The organism is Micromonospora kangleipakensis, from assembly GCF_004217615.1.
Classification (GTDB): domain Bacteria; phylum Actinomycetota; class Actinomycetes; order Mycobacteriales; family Micromonosporaceae; genus Micromonospora; species Micromonospora kangleipakensis.
Genome location: NZ_SHLD01000001.1, coordinates 4854822 through 4870274, shown reverse-complemented (window position 1 = coordinate 4870274; position 15453 = coordinate 4854822). Strand labels below are relative to the sequence as shown.

The 15453-nt window shown below is 67.9% G+C and carries 13 protein-coding genes and 5 pseudogenes; 7 read left to right on the top strand and 11 right to left on the bottom strand.

What is annotated here, in order from left to right; translation table 11 throughout:
• Positions 1–889 precede the first annotated feature (889 nt).
• The 6 genes and pseudogenes from EV384_RS23470 to EV384_RS23445 form a co-directional block, all read right to left on the bottom strand.
• Positions 890–3100, bottom strand: a complete 2211-nt coding sequence (locus EV384_RS23470; RefSeq protein ID WP_242624234.1) for a hypothetical protein — start codon at positions 3098–3100, stop codon at positions 890–892.
• 249 nt (positions 3101–3349) lie between these two features.
• Positions 3350–4161 (bottom strand): annotated as a pseudogene (locus tag EV384_RS36300) (hypothetical protein).
• 160 nt (positions 4162–4321) lie between these two features.
• Positions 4322–4567 carry a transposase gene (locus EV384_RS23455; RefSeq protein WP_242624233.1) on the bottom strand — a complete coding sequence of 82 codons (246 nt, stop codon included), beginning with the start codon at positions 4565–4567 and terminating at the stop codon, positions 4322–4324.
• Between the two features lie 28 nt (positions 4568–4595).
• Positions 4596–5084 carry an integrase core domain-containing protein gene (locus EV384_RS36295; RefSeq protein WP_242624232.1) on the bottom strand — a complete coding sequence of 163 codons (489 nt, stop codon included), beginning with the start codon at positions 5082–5084 and terminating at the stop codon, positions 4596–4598.
• Positions 5069–5596, bottom strand: coding sequence for a helix-turn-helix domain-containing protein (locus EV384_RS36290; protein WP_242624231.1), 528 nt, complete (start codon positions 5594–5596; stop codon positions 5069–5071). The genes EV384_RS36295 and EV384_RS36290 overlap by 16 nt, the downstream gene beginning before the upstream one ends.
• 147 nt (positions 5597–5743) lie before the next feature.
• Positions 5744–6718: a magnesium transporter CorA family protein gene (locus EV384_RS23445; protein WP_130336554.1), complete on the bottom strand. Its 975-nt coding sequence runs from the start codon at positions 6716–6718 to the stop codon at positions 5744–5746.
• A 344-nt stretch (positions 6719–7062) separates the two neighbouring features.
• Between EV384_RS23445 and EV384_RS23440 the strand changes: the two are divergent.
• The 6 genes and pseudogenes from EV384_RS23440 to EV384_RS23415 form a co-directional block, all read left to right on the top strand.
• Positions 7063–7527, top strand: a pseudogene (locus EV384_RS23440) (CNNM domain-containing protein); the annotation flags it as partial.
• A 102-nt stretch (positions 7528–7629) separates the two neighbouring features.
• Positions 7630–7830: pseudogene (locus tag EV384_RS23435) on the top strand (DDE-type integrase/transposase/recombinase); the annotation flags it as partial.
• Between the two features lie 58 nt (positions 7831–7888).
• Positions 7889–8171: pseudogene (locus EV384_RS23430) on the top strand (transposase); the annotation flags it as partial.
• A gap of 491 nt (positions 8172–8662) precedes the next feature.
• Complete coding sequence (locus EV384_RS23425; RefSeq protein ID WP_242624230.1) at positions 8663–9979, top strand: ferredoxin reductase family protein; 1317 nt, start codon at positions 8663–8665, stop codon at positions 9977–9979.
• Between the two features lie 61 nt (positions 9980–10040).
• Positions 10041–10502 (top strand): FMN-binding protein, encoded by a 462-nt coding sequence (locus EV384_RS23420; protein ID WP_242624229.1) that lies wholly within the window; start codon positions 10041–10043, stop codon positions 10500–10502.
• A complete protein-coding gene (locus tag EV384_RS23415) occupies positions 10499–11233 on the top strand; it encodes an FAD:protein FMN transferase (RefSeq protein WP_207232430.1) in 735 nt (244 codons plus the stop codon). The genes EV384_RS23420 and EV384_RS23415 overlap by 4 nt, the downstream gene beginning before the upstream one ends.
• A 58-nt stretch (positions 11234–11291) precedes the next feature.
• Here the strand turns inward: EV384_RS23415 and EV384_RS36285 are convergent, their stop codons facing one another.
• Both EV384_RS36285 and EV384_RS37365 read right to left on the bottom strand, forming a co-directional pair.
• Positions 11292–11549 carry an integrase core domain-containing protein gene (locus EV384_RS36285; RefSeq protein ID WP_242624228.1) on the bottom strand — a complete coding sequence of 86 codons (258 nt, stop codon included), beginning with the start codon at positions 11547–11549 and terminating at the stop codon, positions 11292–11294.
• Between the two features lie 83 nt (positions 11550–11632).
• Positions 11633–11893 carry a DDE-type integrase/transposase/recombinase gene (locus EV384_RS37365; RefSeq protein WP_130336550.1) on the bottom strand — a complete coding sequence of 87 codons (261 nt, stop codon included), beginning with the start codon at positions 11891–11893 and terminating at the stop codon, positions 11633–11635.
• 588 nt (positions 11894–12481) lie between these two features.
• Between EV384_RS37365 and EV384_RS23400 the strand changes: the two are divergent.
• A pseudogene (locus EV384_RS23400) lies at positions 12482–12601 on the top strand (IS3 family transposase); the annotation flags it as partial.
• Positions 12602–12619: 18 nt separating this feature from the next.
• On the opposite strand, the gene EV384_RS23395 reads toward EV384_RS23400, so the two are convergent.
• The 3 genes from EV384_RS23395 to EV384_RS23385 all read right to left on the bottom strand — a co-directional run bounded on the left by EV384_RS23395 (position 12620) and on the right by EV384_RS23385 (position 14962).
• Positions 12620–12844, bottom strand: a complete 225-nt coding sequence (locus tag EV384_RS23395) for a hypothetical protein (RefSeq protein ID WP_130336548.1) — start codon at positions 12842–12844, stop codon at positions 12620–12622.
• A complete protein-coding gene (locus EV384_RS23390) occupies positions 12844–14094 on the bottom strand; it encodes an IS256 family transposase (protein ID WP_130336546.1) in 1251 nt (416 codons plus the stop codon). Before EV384_RS23390 ends, EV384_RS23395 begins: the two co-directional genes overlap by 1 nt.
• Before the next feature lie 244 nt (positions 14095–14338).
• The gene (locus EV384_RS23385) at positions 14339–14962 is read right to left on the bottom strand and encodes a poly-gamma-glutamate hydrolase family protein (protein ID WP_165440041.1); all 624 of its coding nucleotides are present in this window, start codon (positions 14960–14962) and stop codon (positions 14339–14341) included.
• Positions 14963–15453: the final 491 nt, after the last annotated feature.

The window sequence follows — 15453 nt, the reverse complement described above, 5'->3', positions numbered from 1 at the left end:
CCCCTGCCGGATCAACATGAGCGCGGGCGACCCAGGCTGCCTGTCGTGGGGGCCAGGCTCGGGGGAGCGAGATGGGAGCAGACGGGTGCACCCAACGGCAGTCAACTGCACCCAACGGCGCCGAACAGCGCTCAACGGCACGCGCGCCCAGCTGCAGCTCTGTGTTTCCGCAGGTCAGAGTCGGTGCAGCGTCCTGCTTCACACCGAAGAGGTCACTGGTTCGATCCCAGTATCGCCCACCATCAACATCTGCAGGTAGGAAGCTCGTCGCCGGAGTCGTCGGTAACGAGCTTCTCTGCTATCGCCCCTTACTTCGGGAGCAGTTTGGGAGCAGGGCGCCGATGGTGCCGACCGGCTGTACCCAGCGACTCTTCCGCGCAGGGTTGGGCGTGGGCATGGTGGGGTCTCGGGCTGGTACGGGATAGGCAAGATCGGGAAGGTGGCGCCCACGGTGGTGGTCCTCCACTCGTCGAGTCTGGACTGCTGCGTCGTGGAGATCGTCCAAGATGCCGCCGCTGAAGCGGCGCTGCGCCTTTCCTTCATCCGTGGCTACATTGGACCTTGTCGCGACGTTGGTGGCGCAGGGGAATCGGCACCGGGGCGCGGGCGCCTCAGTGACGCTTGGTGAGCACGTCCTTGGTGTACGGCAGATTGAGGTGGCCGACGCCGAGTCCGCGCATCAGAGGAGTGTCAATCCCCTGGAATCGTGGAGGGCTGCGTTATGCGGCCTGGGCCTCCAGGGCGCGGGTTGGTGATCGCTCGTAGTCGATGGGCGAGCGCCAGTCGCAGACGGAGTGCCGCCGGCGCCGGTTGTAGAAGTCCGTGATGGTGCCCGCGCCGAGCCAGGCGTCCGGCAACAAGGGGTCTGGGACGACGCCGAGCGCCCGTATCAGCCGCTCGATCTGGCCTCGCAAGCCTGTGCGGCAAGTTCTCGGACGGCCGTCTGATACGCCGGCTGCGTGTGGTAAGGCCAGTGCCGCTCGACGGGTGGTGGCACGGTGTCGGTTGGGTCGATGGTCACGCTGCGGGGGTCGCGGAGCCGGATGTCGACCGACGCGGCTGCCGGGCTGTTGCACGGTGGGTGTGCGCTTCGCTGCGGGGCGAAGATGGGCCCGCCGACCGGGTCGGTGTCCCGCCACAGGTTCCGCCACCGCCAGTCGAGCCGCTCGCCCAGTTCGCACAGCGTTCGCCCGCCAAGGTAGGCCGGATAGAGGTGGGCGTAGATGCGGCCCAGCGGGGAGCCGTGGGTCAGCAGCGCGACCCGGCGTAGGACGGTGGGCGGCAGTTGCAGGATCGTGGCCGCGGCGAGGATCGAGCCGTGACTGTGCCCGGAGATGACCACGGTGCCCTGATGGGCGAGCGCGGACACGCGCTTGACGAGTTCGGGCACCGCCCGTGCGGCGTAGCAGGGAGGCGCGAACGGGTGAACCGTCCGGGGCCAGAAATCGCCCAGGTCCCACAGGGCCGCCACGACGCGCCGGGTCTCGGCTGACCGGTAGGAGCGGTAGCCGAGAATCATCAGGCCGATCACGAGCAGACTGATCAGCCAGACCCCCGCATCCGTGACGTAGGCGGCGAGCACCGTCGATTGTCGGCGCTGCTTACCGAGCTCGGCCGCAAGCTGGACGGGACCGATTCCGATCAGGTCGAGGGCGATGGTGGCCAGGCCCAGCGAGGAGATCAGGAAGAACGCCACCAGCATGGGGCCTAGTTCCTCGGTCACATGGGATCTGGCGATGGTCTCCCGGACGATCCTGAGCCGGGGCTTCGCCTGTGTCGGCACGTCCGGGTAGTCCTGCTCGACGATGCGTTCGGCTAGCGGGCGTCGTCGCCGTCGGCCTATGACGAGCGTGCTGAGGGCCGCCACGGCGACGATCATCAGTGCGGCGAGCCCGGCGAGCGCGGCCCACCAGTAGGCAACCGGTGGGTCCAGGGGAGCCATGCCGGGTGGATCTGGGTGGGCCGGACCGGGAATGTACCCGCGGTCGAGTTGATCGGCGACCCGGAAGACCAGGGTGGCGGCGAAGGCCGAAGCGACGGTCACCGACGCCGCCGCCATGATCGGCGTTGCGAGCCCGCGCAGGAACGGGCGGGCCCCGGGCACGGTCACCCGCGCGCGCACCATGGTGACCAGCGCGAGCAGGACGAGCAGCACGCCCTGTCCCGCGATCAGGCCGCCGGCGGTGCCTTCGTACCCAGGCAGCTGTCCGACCACGAGGGGATTGCCTGCGCGCAGGGCGGCGTAGCCGAGAGCCAGGACGGTCACCGCGACCGTGGCAGCCCGCAGGGGGCGCAGAAGGCGACGAACCCCGGCGCGGGTCGCCGGCACGGGAAGGCACAGCAGCACCGCACAGAACCCCAGCAGGCCGATGGCGGCGACGATCAGCAACCAACCTACGGGAGCCTGCGGGTCGGAGATTCCGGCGAGCAGGCTGGCATCGAGCGTGCCGGCGCCGACCCCGACATGGATCTGACGCAGCCAGGCCGTTGTCCGCTCGTCGTCCCAGAACCCCCGGGTGTTGAGGCTCTCGGTCAGCTCGGAGGTCTCCGGACGTGGTGCTGGCGGTCCGAAACCCTCGAGCGCACGCGCGGACCGTATCCCGATCCTCCAGATCACCCACAACGCGAGTAGCGGGATGAGCGACAGCAGGGCCAGACGCGGGCCCATCGGCAGCTCATCGAGCCAGGACAGGTAGGGGCGGCCGTCCCGGCACCGGGCGTACGGCACGCACTGCCAGCCGACGAGGTCCAGCGTGACGCCGATGACCGAGAGCACGAAGGCTGCGGTGAGGGTGCCGGCGAGCAGTCGGCACAGCGCACCGAGAAGACCGAACCGGTCGGTCGGCGTCGGGCGCAGCCAGATCGCGAGGTTACCGAGCATGAACGGCAACAACAGCAGCATCGAAGCGGTCCGCACCGCCGCGCCGGCGGTCAGGGCGCCCCAGCGGTACGCCTCCACGGCGACACCGTCAGTGGACCCGCCGGCCGCGCCGCTTCCCGGCCGCGGCCGGTAGAAACCGGCCTGACGATCTCCGGCCACCCGCACCACGATCGGGTGATCGAGAATCTTCTCCGCCGTGCCTCCGGATACCCCGTGCACCCTCAACTCGACGGCGTCACATGCAGGTCCTGTGCCCACGCGGACAGGGTCACAGATATATGGTGGGTTGGCAGTCAATACCGCACAATCAGTAAAATTGCGACTTGTATGTGTGTATTGAGTGCATCCACTGCGGGTGCAGGGCCGGCACAGCCGGGCGTCCTCGACGGCGGGGTGGTGAGACCGGCGAGGACGTTCGCGGGGTCCGCGTGTGGGGGGCACCGGGTTGACGCGGTGCGCGGGTGTGACTCAGGCGGCGAGCGCCGCCGTCGCGGACACGGGCCTCTGATCGGCGTTGTGGCGGCTAACCGCGGCGAGGCCAGTGCGGGTGGCCGTGCGGTGCACGGCTTGATGGGCGAGTTCGTCAGCCGTCTGCTGGCTGGTGACGCCGGTGAGCAGCCCTTTGGCGAGGGCGTCGGCGAGGCGGGTGTCGATGCGTCCCAACCGCATGCGCAACGCGTCGACGGTGATGCCGAGGCGGGCGGCGACCGGTTCGATCGCGCGCCGCCCGAGCCGGATGTCGATGTAGGGCTGCTCGTCCTCCCGGTCGAGGACGCCCAGGCCGACCGCCCGTTGGACGAGCAGGTCCGGGTGCCCGTAGGGCACGGTGGGGTGCGGGGACCGGTGACGTGATCGACGTTGTCCACCGACGTGTACTCGCCGGGCTGTTGGCGCAGGGCGTAGCCGGCCCGGAACGCCGCCCGGCACAGCGCCGCGTAGGGGGCGTCGCGGGCCAGGTCGACCCGGTCGCGCAGCGCGGCCAGGAAGCCGGTGAGGACCTCCGCGCCGATGTCGTCCGGATCGCCGCCGTAGCCGGCGCACAGGTGACTGGCGTAGCGGCGCAGCGCCGGCATCGCCATGCCGACCGCGGCGATCACCCACGCCGGCCCCTTGAGGCGGGCGCGGCGGATCAACTCCCGCCACACCTCGTCGCGCGCGGTGAAGGCGCGCGGGTGCGCGAGGAGCCAGTCCCGCAGCGCCGGCAGTGTCATGACATCGCCGGGCAGGCCGGTGCCAGGGTCGAACGTGTCAAGGTCGAGTGTCATCGGTGCGGGCCGCATCTCCCGGACATCACCCGCGCGGTGCGGGCCTTCGTGCCGCCTGGGGTGGTGCTCGACGGGGGAGTTGGTCGTCTGGGAGCGCGGACGGACGAACTTCGCCCAGTTGCAGCGGCGGGTCGCCGCCGGCCGGTGCCCTTGCCGAAAACGTCGTCCGCGCGGGTCACGCGGCATGCTCGTACTCGTGGAGGATGCCGCCGAGGCGCTCGCGTCTTCGTATGTTGAGGTAGGCCATCTTGTCCGGATCGACGATCGGCTCCGGCAAGGGGTGTAGCGGGCGGGCGTTGGCTATGCCCTGGTGAGGCCGGTGGAAGTTGTAGAAGCCTTCGAACTCCCGTAGGGCGTGGAGGAGATGGTGCTGGTTCCAGATCAAGGTGCGGTCCAGGAGTTCACGCCGGCGGGTCTGCACCCTGTCGGGCTCGAAAATTGAGTTTTGGCTACGCCGCCTGCGAATACTCGTTGATCAAGCCACCGAGGATTGGGCGGCGCTGGACCCGGGCGGCGTTCAGGTCTACGACCTGTGGTGGCGGGTTCGGTGGCTGCTGGTCCAAGGAACGATGCGGACGGTGGCCGTTGTAGTGCGCCACGTACTCACTCAGGACTGCCGCCAGATGAAGCTCGCCGAGAATGAGCATCCGGTCAGTGCATTGGCGTACGGTGCCCACCCACCGCTCGGCGAACGCATTGGCCCGGGGCGCCTGCGGCGGAGTCTTGATCACATCGACGCCCTCGGCGGTGAACACCGCGTCGAAGACGGCCGTGAACTTCGTGTGCCGGTCGCGCAGCAGGAACCGCAGCCCAGCAGCACGCTGATCGAGGTCCGTGAGCAGGTTGCGCGCCTGCTGCGCCACCCAGGCGCCGGTCGGATGGGCGGTCGCCCCGACGACGTGGACCTGGCGGGTCGCGATCTCTACGAAGAACAGCACGTAGATCCGCTGGAGGAAGACGGTGCCGTGAAGAAATCGCACGCCAGGATCGTGTGCGCCTGGGCGGTCAGGAACTGCTTCCAGGTCGGTCCGGACCGCCGCGGCGCCGGGTCGACGCCGGCGCGGTGCATCTTCCACACCGTGCTGGCCGCCACCCGGTAGCCCAGGCCGAGCAGCTCACCATGGATACGCCGATGCCCCCATGAGGGATTCTCGGCGGCCAGCCGCAGCACCAACTTACGCACCTGCGCGTCGACAGGTGGCCGGCCGGGCCGCGCATGCGGGTACGTCCACCGCCGGGCGACCAACTCGCGGTGCCACCGCAACAACGTCGCCGGGGTGACGAAGAACTCCGACCAGCGGTGGCGGGGCAGCAGCCGCGACAGTACCGCCAGCACCACCCGGTCGGCCGGTTCGAGGTCGAGGCGGTGCAGTACCGCCACCTGAGGGCGGAGCACCAAGATTTCCACATCCTTGGCCCCGCCATCGCGGGCGAGATTCTCGAGCCCCACGACTGCCGCGGTACCTGCGCGGCATGTTCTGCAGGCCGACCTCCATGAGGCAGGCAGTTATACCTTGCGCCATCCCACGCGCCATTTCCCGTCAGTTCGGCTCGCGGAATGGCGATCAGCGGGTGTCCCGACTCCGTCTTGGTGTCGTCAGAGCCAGCTCTTGCGGCGGAAGACGACGTATAGCACGAAGGCGAGCCCGACCGTCAGGGCAGCTGTCAGGTAGAACTCGGTATCGGTGTGTCGCCAGGGGAAGGCCAGGTTCTGGCCGAAGAAGCTGGTGATCGCGGTGGGCACGGCGATGATGGCGGCCCAGCTCGTAACCTTTTTGACGGTTAGGTTCATCTGGTTGCTTTGCACCATCAGGTTGGCGTCGAGCATGGTGGTGATGAGGTCTCGCAGGGACTCAGTCCATTCGATGACGCGGAGTATGTGGTCGTACACGTCTTGGTAGTAGGGGAGCATGGGTGCATCGACGATGTGCATCGTCGGCCGCATCACCGAGTTCACCACCTCGCGCATGGGCAGTGCGACCTGCCGCAGCCGGACGAGGTCTCGGCGGTGGTGGAGCGCTCGTCGTTGGACTTCCCCGAGTGAAGTGTTCTTGTCCTCGAACAGCTTGTCTTCCAACTTCTCAAATGTTGAGTCGAGCTGCTGGACGGCCGTGAAGTGACAGTCGACGATCAGGTCGAGCAGGCCGTGGAGGAGGAAGGCCACCCCGTGCTCGGCGAGTTCGGCGTTCTCGTCCCAGCGCAGCAACAGTTCATCAATGTCGAAGCTGTCGTCCTGGCGGACGGTGATGAGCGCTCGTGGGGTGATGAAAGCGGCCATCTCGTTCGCGCTCACGCCGCCGTCGGGATCCAGGCGCACCATGTAGCTGGTCAGGAACAGGTGCGTGTCGTAGCGGTCCAGCTTGGCGCGCTGCGCCGCTTCGACGACGCTCTTCACCGCGAGCTGGTGCAGGCCGAACTCCGCGGCCACGAGGTTGAGCTCTTCCGCCGTCGGGTGGCACAGGTCCAACCAGGCCACGGCGTCCTCGTCCGCGCCGAGCCGCGTGGACACCTCGTCCGGCGGGAAGTTTTCGTCGACCAAATGTCCCCCGCAGTACAGGCGCGTCCGGTTCATCGCGCCGCCGCGGGCTCACGAGGTGGCTGATCGGGGCCAACCCATTCAGCAGGCATAAAATCTACACCGCCCCAGTTTGCCCCTTAAATTGCGGCGGTGTGGGGACTATCGCCGTCACCCCGCGGCCAGCTACGAGGGTGCGGGTGAAACTTCTCCTGTCTGCGTCGACCGGCCTGAACCGGTCGCCACGGCAGCGGCCAGGGCAGGGCGGTGAGGTCCGGCACCGGCGGGTGGTTCCCCGATCGGAGGCGGGAATGCGCCCATGTGCTGACCGGCGCGGCGTTGGGCCTGTGCCGCTACGGTTGATGCCCCGGACGGTCCGGGCGAGGAGGCAATGACAAGCCGTGGGCGGCTATGGCGTGCAGGTCGCGCTGGTGCTGGTATTGGTGAACGCAGTGTTCGCGGGCAGCGAGATGGCGTTGGTGCAGCTGCGGGAGAGTCAACTGCAGCGGCTCGAGCGCACCTTACGAGGTGGACGGGTGCTGGCGAAGCTGGCCCGGGACCCGAACCGGTTCTTGGCCACGATCCAGATCGGCTTCACCCTGGCCGGGTTCCTGGCCTCCCCGGCGGCGGTGTCCCTGGCGGCGCCGCTGGTGGGCCCGTTGGGCTTTCTCGGGTCGGCGGCGGAGCCGGTGTCGATCGTGCTGATGACGATCGTGCTGACCTTCATCACCCTGGTGCTCGGAGAGCTGGTCCCGAAACGGATCGCGACGCAGCGCGCGGAGGGGTGGGCGTTGCTGGTGGCCCGTCCCCTGGACGCGCTGTCGACGTTCTCCCGTCCTGCGGTGTGGCTGCTGAGCAAGGCCACCGTCGACGATCTCGGCCGCAACCCGTACTTCCGCACCGCCAATGCCCTGGTCGCCCTGCCCGGCGGCGCCAAGTCACCCTCGTAACGCCGGATGCCCGGCGGTCGGCAGGAGGCCGATCACAGCCAGCTTAAACACCGACTGCGGCCGATGCGCGGGCTGCGCAGCGGCCGGACGGCCCAAGTGGTCATCGCCGGGCACGCCTTCATGCAGAACCTCCGCCGCGGCCACTACGAACTCGGTATCGACGCCCCGCCCGCTCTGCGGGTAGCCGCGGCGTTCACCGAGTTCGCCCGGGCGATCTGATCCCAGCCGAGACCTGAGCATCACCGCGCCCAGCGATCTGGCAACGCAACAGTTCCCCAAGACCTGGGTCGACGCCGGCTTCAAGAACAGGGTGATCGAACACGGCGCCACCCTCGGCATCGATGTCGAGGTCGTCGTCAAAGACCAGCACATCAAAGGTTCTCGGTAGTCAAACGCCGATGGGTCATCGAACGCACCTCGGCTGGATCATGCTGCACCGGCGCCTGGCCCGTGACTACGAAGCCCTACCCGACAACTCCGCCAGCATGATCCGCATCGCCATGATCGACAACCTCACCAAACGCGCCACCAACGAAACCACCCAAACTGGCGAGACGACTGAAGGCAGCATCACCAACGCCTCACGCTCGGCCCCGGTCAACTCCAGCGGCGCCAACTTCCACGACCATCACCCATACCAGATTTAACAGGAAAATACGGACTCAGAACACTAGAGAGGCCGGAAGGTCCCGCCGTTTCCAATTTCCGCGATGTCCCGCGAGGCCGACTCCTCGTCTTCAAGGATGTGAGGAGGGCCGTATCCACGAGGTGGCATCATCGAGACGCAGCCATTGTGCCGCTACCCAAACTCGCCGGTGAATAGACGCGATCGCGCTCAATCATCTTTGTCCGGGGCGACGTTTTCTGACCGATTCTCCGATCGCACTACACGCTCGTCGGCGGATCCCAGAGATGGCAATGGGGAAATCCGACGGTTAATGGGCGAACGGGCGGGGCTGGCGCGGGAGGGGGGATTGTGACTGGGGCGGCGCAGGGGGCTGGCGCGGCAGCCAGGCCCGTACGAACCGCCGCGTGGTCGTGGTGGGCCGATGTGATCGCCTCGGCCGGCGCGGTCAGCGTGCTGATCGTCGTCGCGCTCTGGGTGCGGGGCGGCGGTGTGCAGGATCTTCGTGGCTGGGCGGAGGGCCTGACGTCGCTCGGCCGGTTGACCGGGCTTGTCGCGGCCGACCTGCTGCTCATCCAGGTGCTGCTGATGGCGCGCGTGCCGTGGATCGAGCGCACCTACGGACAGGACAATCTCGCCCGTTGGCACCGCGTCGTCGGGTTCGTGTCCTTCGATCTGCTGCTCGCGCACATCGTGCTGATCACGGTCGGATACGCCGCGACGGGTGGGGTTTCCGTGACAAATGAGGCGTGGAGCCTCGTCACCACGTACCCGGGAATGCTGCTGGCGGTCGCCGGGGCAGCCGCCCTGGCGATGGTCGTGCTCACCTCCCTGCGGGCCGCGCGGCGGCGGCTGCGCTACGAGGCGTGGCACCTGCTGCACCTGTACGCCTACCTCGGCGTCGGCCTGGCGCTGCCGCATCAGCTCTGGACCGGGGCCGACTTCACCAGCTCCCGGGCCGCGACGCTGTACTGGTGGACCGCGTACGCCGCGTGCGCCGGCGCGGTTGTCGCCTTCCGGCTCGGCCTACCGGCCTGGCGGACGCTGCGGCACCGACTCACGGTCGCCGCAGTCGTCCCAGAGGCCCCAGGCGTTCACTCGATCTACATGCGCGGACGCCACCTGGACCAGTTGCCCGCGCGCGCCGGGCAGTTCTTCCAGTGGCGCTTCCTCAGCGGCCCGGGTTGGAGTCGCGGCCATCCGTACTCAATGTCCGCCGTACCGCGTGAGGACATGCTGCGGATCACGGTGCGATCCCGCGGCGAGGGCAGCGAGAAGGTATCAGAGTTACGGTCGGGGACTCGTGTGCTGATTGAGGGGCCGTACGGCCGGCTGACCGCCGCCCGGCGCACGGCTGCGCGGGTCACCATGATCGCGTCCGGGATCGGAATTACCCCGCTGCGGACGTTGTTGGAAGAGTTACCCTACGCGCCGGGCGAAGCCACACTGCTGTACCGGGCGCGCTCGGCAGAAGACCTGGTGTTTCGCCAAGAACTGGAGCGCCTCGCGGCCGACCGCGGCGTGCGGGTGGAGTACCTGTTGGGGCCGCGCGGGCGGGAGAACTCGTGGTTGCCGGCCGGGTTCGACGACGACGCGAAAGCCTTGCGTGAGCTTGTCCCAGACATTGCGCAGCACGACGTGTTCGTCTGCGGTCCGGATGAGTGGATGCAAACGGTCGTACGGGCGGCGCGGCAGGTAGGCGTGCCGGCGGAGCACATTCATCTTGAGCGCTTTACCTGGTAACTCCCCCATCCTCATGGCGCTCACAAGCTGACCCGAGGAGGACGACATGCGTAAGATTACGATGTGGTTCCTCGCCACGATCGCCGTGGTGGTACTTCTCTTCACCTACAAGACGTCGACCGGACCCGACAGCTCGCCTTCGGCCGAGGCTGTTGGCGGCGCAAGCACGCCGGGCGTGGTGACTGGTGCGCCGGCGGAGCCCGGGACGTCACGGGGCACCGGGGCACGGTCCGGTTCCACCGTCGCCGACGGCCCAGTCGTGCAGACGAAGCGGGGGCGCGTCCAGGTGCAGGCCGAGATCAGCGGCGGCAAGATCACCGAGATCACGCCGCTGAAGGTGCCGAACTCGAACAACCGCGACAGTGAGATCAACAAGAACGCGGTGCCGAAGCTGCGCGCCGAGGCGCTCGCCGCGCAGAGCGCGGACATCGACGCGGTGTCCGGCGCGACGGTGACGAGCGAGGGCTACACGGAGTCGCTCCAGGCCGCGCTGGACGCCGCCCAGTTCAAGGCCCGGCCGTGACCAGGCGGGCGTTCGTCGAGCAGATCATGGGTCTGCCCGTCAGCGTGCATGTGCGTGGTCCCGGTGCCGACTCTCCGGCGGCGGCGGACGCCGTCGCCGGGGCCTTCGCCGAACTGCGCGCGATGGACGCCGTCTTCAGCCTGTACCGCCCGGACAGCCGGCTGAGCGCGCTGAACCGGGGAGAGCCGGTACATGATCCGTTGGTCGACGCGGTGCTCGACCTGTGCGAGCAGGCGCGGCAGCGTACCAGCGGCTACTTCAACGCCTACCTTCCCGAACCCGGCGGTGGCACCCACTTCGACCCGTCCGGCCTCGTTAAGGGCTGGGCCGTCGAGCGCGCCGCGGAGCACCTGGAGGGGTACGAGTTCTACATGAATGCCGGTGGGGACATGACGGTACGCGGATCCTGGCGCGTAGGCGTGGAGGATCCGGCACAGCCCGACAAGCTCCTCACCACCATCGAGGTCGTTGACCGGGCCATCGCGACCTCGGGCAGTGCACACCGCGGGGCCCACATCGTAGATCCGCACACCGGCGCCCCCGCCCGGGGCGTGCGCTCGGTCACCGTCATCGGCCCGTCCCTGACCTGGGCGGACGTGTATGCCACCGCAGCGGCTGCGCAGGGACCTCAGGCGGTGACATGGCTCGCCACGCTACCCGGGTACGAGGCCCTGCTCGTCGGCGACGACGGCGCCCTACTGGCCACGCCCGGCTGGTCACTACCCGCGTAACCCGGCCGGCCGAGCTCGACCTCGACCTTGTATTTGCCGAAAACCTCGTCCGCGCAGGTCATGCGGCATGCTCGTACTCGTGGAGAACACCGCCGAGACGATCGCGTCTTCGTATGGCGAGGCGGGCGATCTTGTCCGGGTCGGCGACCGGTGCGGGCAAAGGGTACAACGGTCGTGCGTTCGCGATGCCCTGGTGTGGGCGGTGCCTGTTGTAGAACCGTTCGAACTCGCGCAGGGCGTGGAGAAGATGCCGCTGGTTCCAGATCAGGGTGCGGTCCAGGAGTTCACGCCGGCAGGTCTGTACCCACCGCTCCATGATCGAGCTTCCGGACGCCGCTGAGCACGACCTCGATGCCCGCGTCCTTCAGGACGGCGTCGAACAGGGCAGGGAACTTCCCGTCACGGTCCCGGATTACCGCGCGAGGTCCCCGCAGCCATGGCCACGTCCCTGACCCCGCACACCAGCTCCCACCAGGGCGGATGAGGTTTTCGGCAAGGGCAGGGTCGTAACCGATGCTTGAGCTGGCTGTGATCGGCCTCGATCGGATTGTTCGCGTGCCGCTCGACGTGGTGCCAGGCCGAGGGGATCAGGTCGTCGAGCACCGCTGGGTAGACCGGGGCGGCGTCGGTGACGACTTCGCTGGGCGTCACCTTCAGCATCCGCAGTGCCGCTGGAAGAACCGCCGGGCCGCGGCGGCATCACGGCGGGCCGAGACGAGCACCTCGATGACCTTGCACCGCTCGGAAACCTGATTCTGGCCCCTGAAGTGCGGTTTTGTGCGGGGCGGATCAACCGTCCCCGGGCATCGTGGCGGGCATGTTCCTGTCCTTCGGCTACCTGATCCTGTGTCAGTCCTGCGGCTGGTGGTGCAGTGCTTACGCGGCGAGCGGTCGAAGGACATCGAACTCCTGGTGTTGCGTCATCAGGTCGCGGTGTTGCGCCGCCAGGTCGCACGTTCGGACCTGGAGTCGACCGACCGAGCCGTGCTGTCAGCCCTGTCTCGGCTGCTGCCTCGTACCCGCTGGTCGACGTTCTTCGTCACCCCGGCCACCTTGCTCCGGTGGCACCGTGAGCTGGTCGCCCGGAGGCGGACCTACCCGCAACGACGACCCGGGCGTCCTCCGATACGGGGGGAGATCCGTGCCATGGTGTTGCGCCTGGCCTGGGAGAACCCGACCTGGGGTCACCGCCGGGTGCAGGGTGAACTCCTCAGGCTGGGTTGCCGGGTCGCAGCCAGCACGGTGTGGCGCCTGGCGATCGTGACCTGGATCGAACGCACCTACCACCGGCGCCGACGGCAAAGACGCCTGGGCCGGCTTACCCCGATCGAGTTTGAGACAATCAACAGGCCCGCACACGCGGCCTGAACCACTCAACCCCGCGAGTCAACCGAACCCGGGGCAGTCCCCATCGATCGCTTCGACCTGTAGGCCGGGGTAGCGCCAAAGCTCGGTAACGGTGAGATCGACGGGTTGTGCGGCGTCGCGGATGCGCCGCAAGCGTGTGCCAGGACGCACGATCCCCGCAAGGCAGCGAGCAACCACGACCAGCGTGTGCGCCTCGGCGAGTTCAACTTCGACGATCTGCAGTTGTGGTGCGTCGGTGGGCATCACGCGGCCTGTACCTCGCCACGTTCCACCAACACACCGTCTTGGAAGCGGGCGCCGGCGCGGACCAGAGCGACCAAGTGCGGTGCGTTGACCGCCCGCCACCGCTGCTGCGCGGACTCGATGAGCTTGAACGCCATGGCCAGCCCGGCGGCGCGGCTGCCGGGTCCCTTCGTGACGCGGGTGCGGTGGCGCAGCGTGGCGAAGGTCGACTCGATCGGGTTTGAGGTGCGCAGGTGGATCCAGTGATCGGCGGGAAAGTCGTAGAACGCCAGCAGTTCGTCCAAGTCGTCAACGACCTTCTTCACGGCTTTGGGGAACTTGGCGCCGTAGACGTCAGCGAACCGCTTCGCTGCGGTGCGGGCGTGCCGCTTGTCTTCGGCGTTGTAGACCTCTGCCAGAGCTGCCTTCGCACCCGGATGGGCGGACTTGGGCATCGCCGCCAACACGTTGGCGACCTTGTGCACCCAGTCACGCTGGTGCCGGGTGTCGGGGAAGACCTCCCTCAGCCCTGCCCAGAACCCCAGCGCACCGTCACCGACGGCCAGCATCGGGGCGCGCATACCCCGGCGGGCGCAGTCACGCAGCAGGTCCGCCCACGACCCGGTCGACTCCCGATAGCCGTCAGCGAGGGCAACCAGCTCCTTGGTCCCATCGGCGCGGACCCCGACGATGACCAACAGGCACAGCTTGTCCTCGTCCAGACGCACGTTGATGTGCACCCCGTCGGCCCACACGTACACGTAGTCGACCTGCGACAGGTCCCGAGCGCAAAAGGCGTGGTAGTCGTCGACCCACTGCTTGCTCAGCCTCGTGATCGTCGCCGACGACAGACCGGCGGCCGAGCCCAGGAACGACTCCAACGCGGGTACGAAGTCGCCGGTCGACAGCCCGTGCAGATACAACAGCGGCAACACCTCAGCAACCTTCGGCGACTTACGGCACCACGGCGGCAAGATCACCGACTGGAACCGCTTGCGCTGCCCGGTCTCCCCGTCGACCCGCTTGTCATTTACCCGCGGCGCGGTCACCTCCACCGCGCCGGCGGCGGTCATCACCTGCCGAGGCTGCGCGTGACCGTTACGCACCACCAGGCGCCGGCCCCGATCGTCGCGTTCGTCGGCCAGCTCGGCGGCGTCAACCTCCGCCTCCAACGCGGCGGCCAGCATCCGCCGCGCGCCCTCCCGAACGATGTCATCCAACAGCGAGACGCCCTCACGCCTCGCCCCGTCCTCGGCGACTACAGTCAACACCGGGCGTGCCATCCCGACCGACGCGCCAACGTCGGCCTTGCTCGAGACCTATCCGATCATCGGGAAGGTACGCCCCTTCCCGACCGATCCACAGGTCTCAAGCATTTCTCGAAGGGCAAGCATCAGCAGCAGTGACTCGGCGACAACCGGGCCTTGCACCGCCAGCGTGACACCAGCCGGCATGGACCAGGGTGGATCAGTGAGCATCGGGATGGCGGGTCGAGGGGTGTTGCCGCACGTCGGGCTAGGGTGTTCCAACCACCGATCTAATGGCCTCGACGTAGTCGTAGAAGCGCTGCGTCCGTTGCCCCGACTCTCTCATCGCTCGGGATAAATCCCCCTTCGGGAAGAACGACTTGAGCAGGGCATGAGATAGCTCTAGCTGCACCCCGACGCCTCGCCGGTTTTTGTTGCAGATGTTGCGGGGGTCGGTTCCGGCTATCTCCATCGAACCGGACGTGAGCCTGAACCCGCTGTTGGTCAGCGCGGTCGAGATTTTTCGTTCAAGGTCGCTGTCCACTCCGCCAAGGGCGGTTTCGGCTTCGCCAGTCGGGCCGGTGTAGCCGTGGAAGGAAATGGTTCTGTCCGCTCCTCCTACCACGGCTAGGCATTGCGGCTCGTCGAAATCGATGGAGGTGATGTGCAGATCGGAGTTGTGGTGGGATTTGATGCCGGCGAACACGTAGGTGTCCATGAGTCCGTCGCCTGCGGCCAGCGCCAACTCTCCGCTGCCCTCTTCAATGCCGCCGCCGTGGATTGCGATGGCTGCCCACGACGTCGTCGGCACGTTTAGCACCGTCCGGGCGTAGTCAACGCCCTCCTCGTCGACGGCGGCCAGCTCGGCGTAGGTGTCGTACCGGTCGCCCACCACTACCTCCCGTTCAAGATGCCGGCCGACGTCGCGACACTGCCACCCGATCCGATTAGCGTCGGGCCGGAGCTGCCGATCGTGGGGCTCTCAACTGTCCGCTCACAGTTCGCAGCCTAATCGGAGGCCAACCAGTCAGGCCTCGACAACGCCCCCATTCGTCCGAGCGCGCTCGCGATGGCCCCCGTGACGTGGGTGCGGACCGGTTAATCGTCGTCGGCACGCTCCCGCCCAAGCTGGCATCGTCCGTTGCCTTGGAGCGAGAGCGCTTGGCGATGGTCGTAGAACCGGTGGGTGCCAGCCGAGTAGCCACGCAAGTAGCCAAGGTGGCGGACTCGGCCGGATCGCGCCGGACGTCAGTGGACCGCTGGACCAGCGCGACGTAGGACTGGCGAAGGTGCGCCGGCTCCTGCAGTCCCGTGGATCGGTAAAACTGCCGTCACATCGGCGATACTGGCGAAGGGCCGTGTAACGGGGGTGAGGAGTCAGGC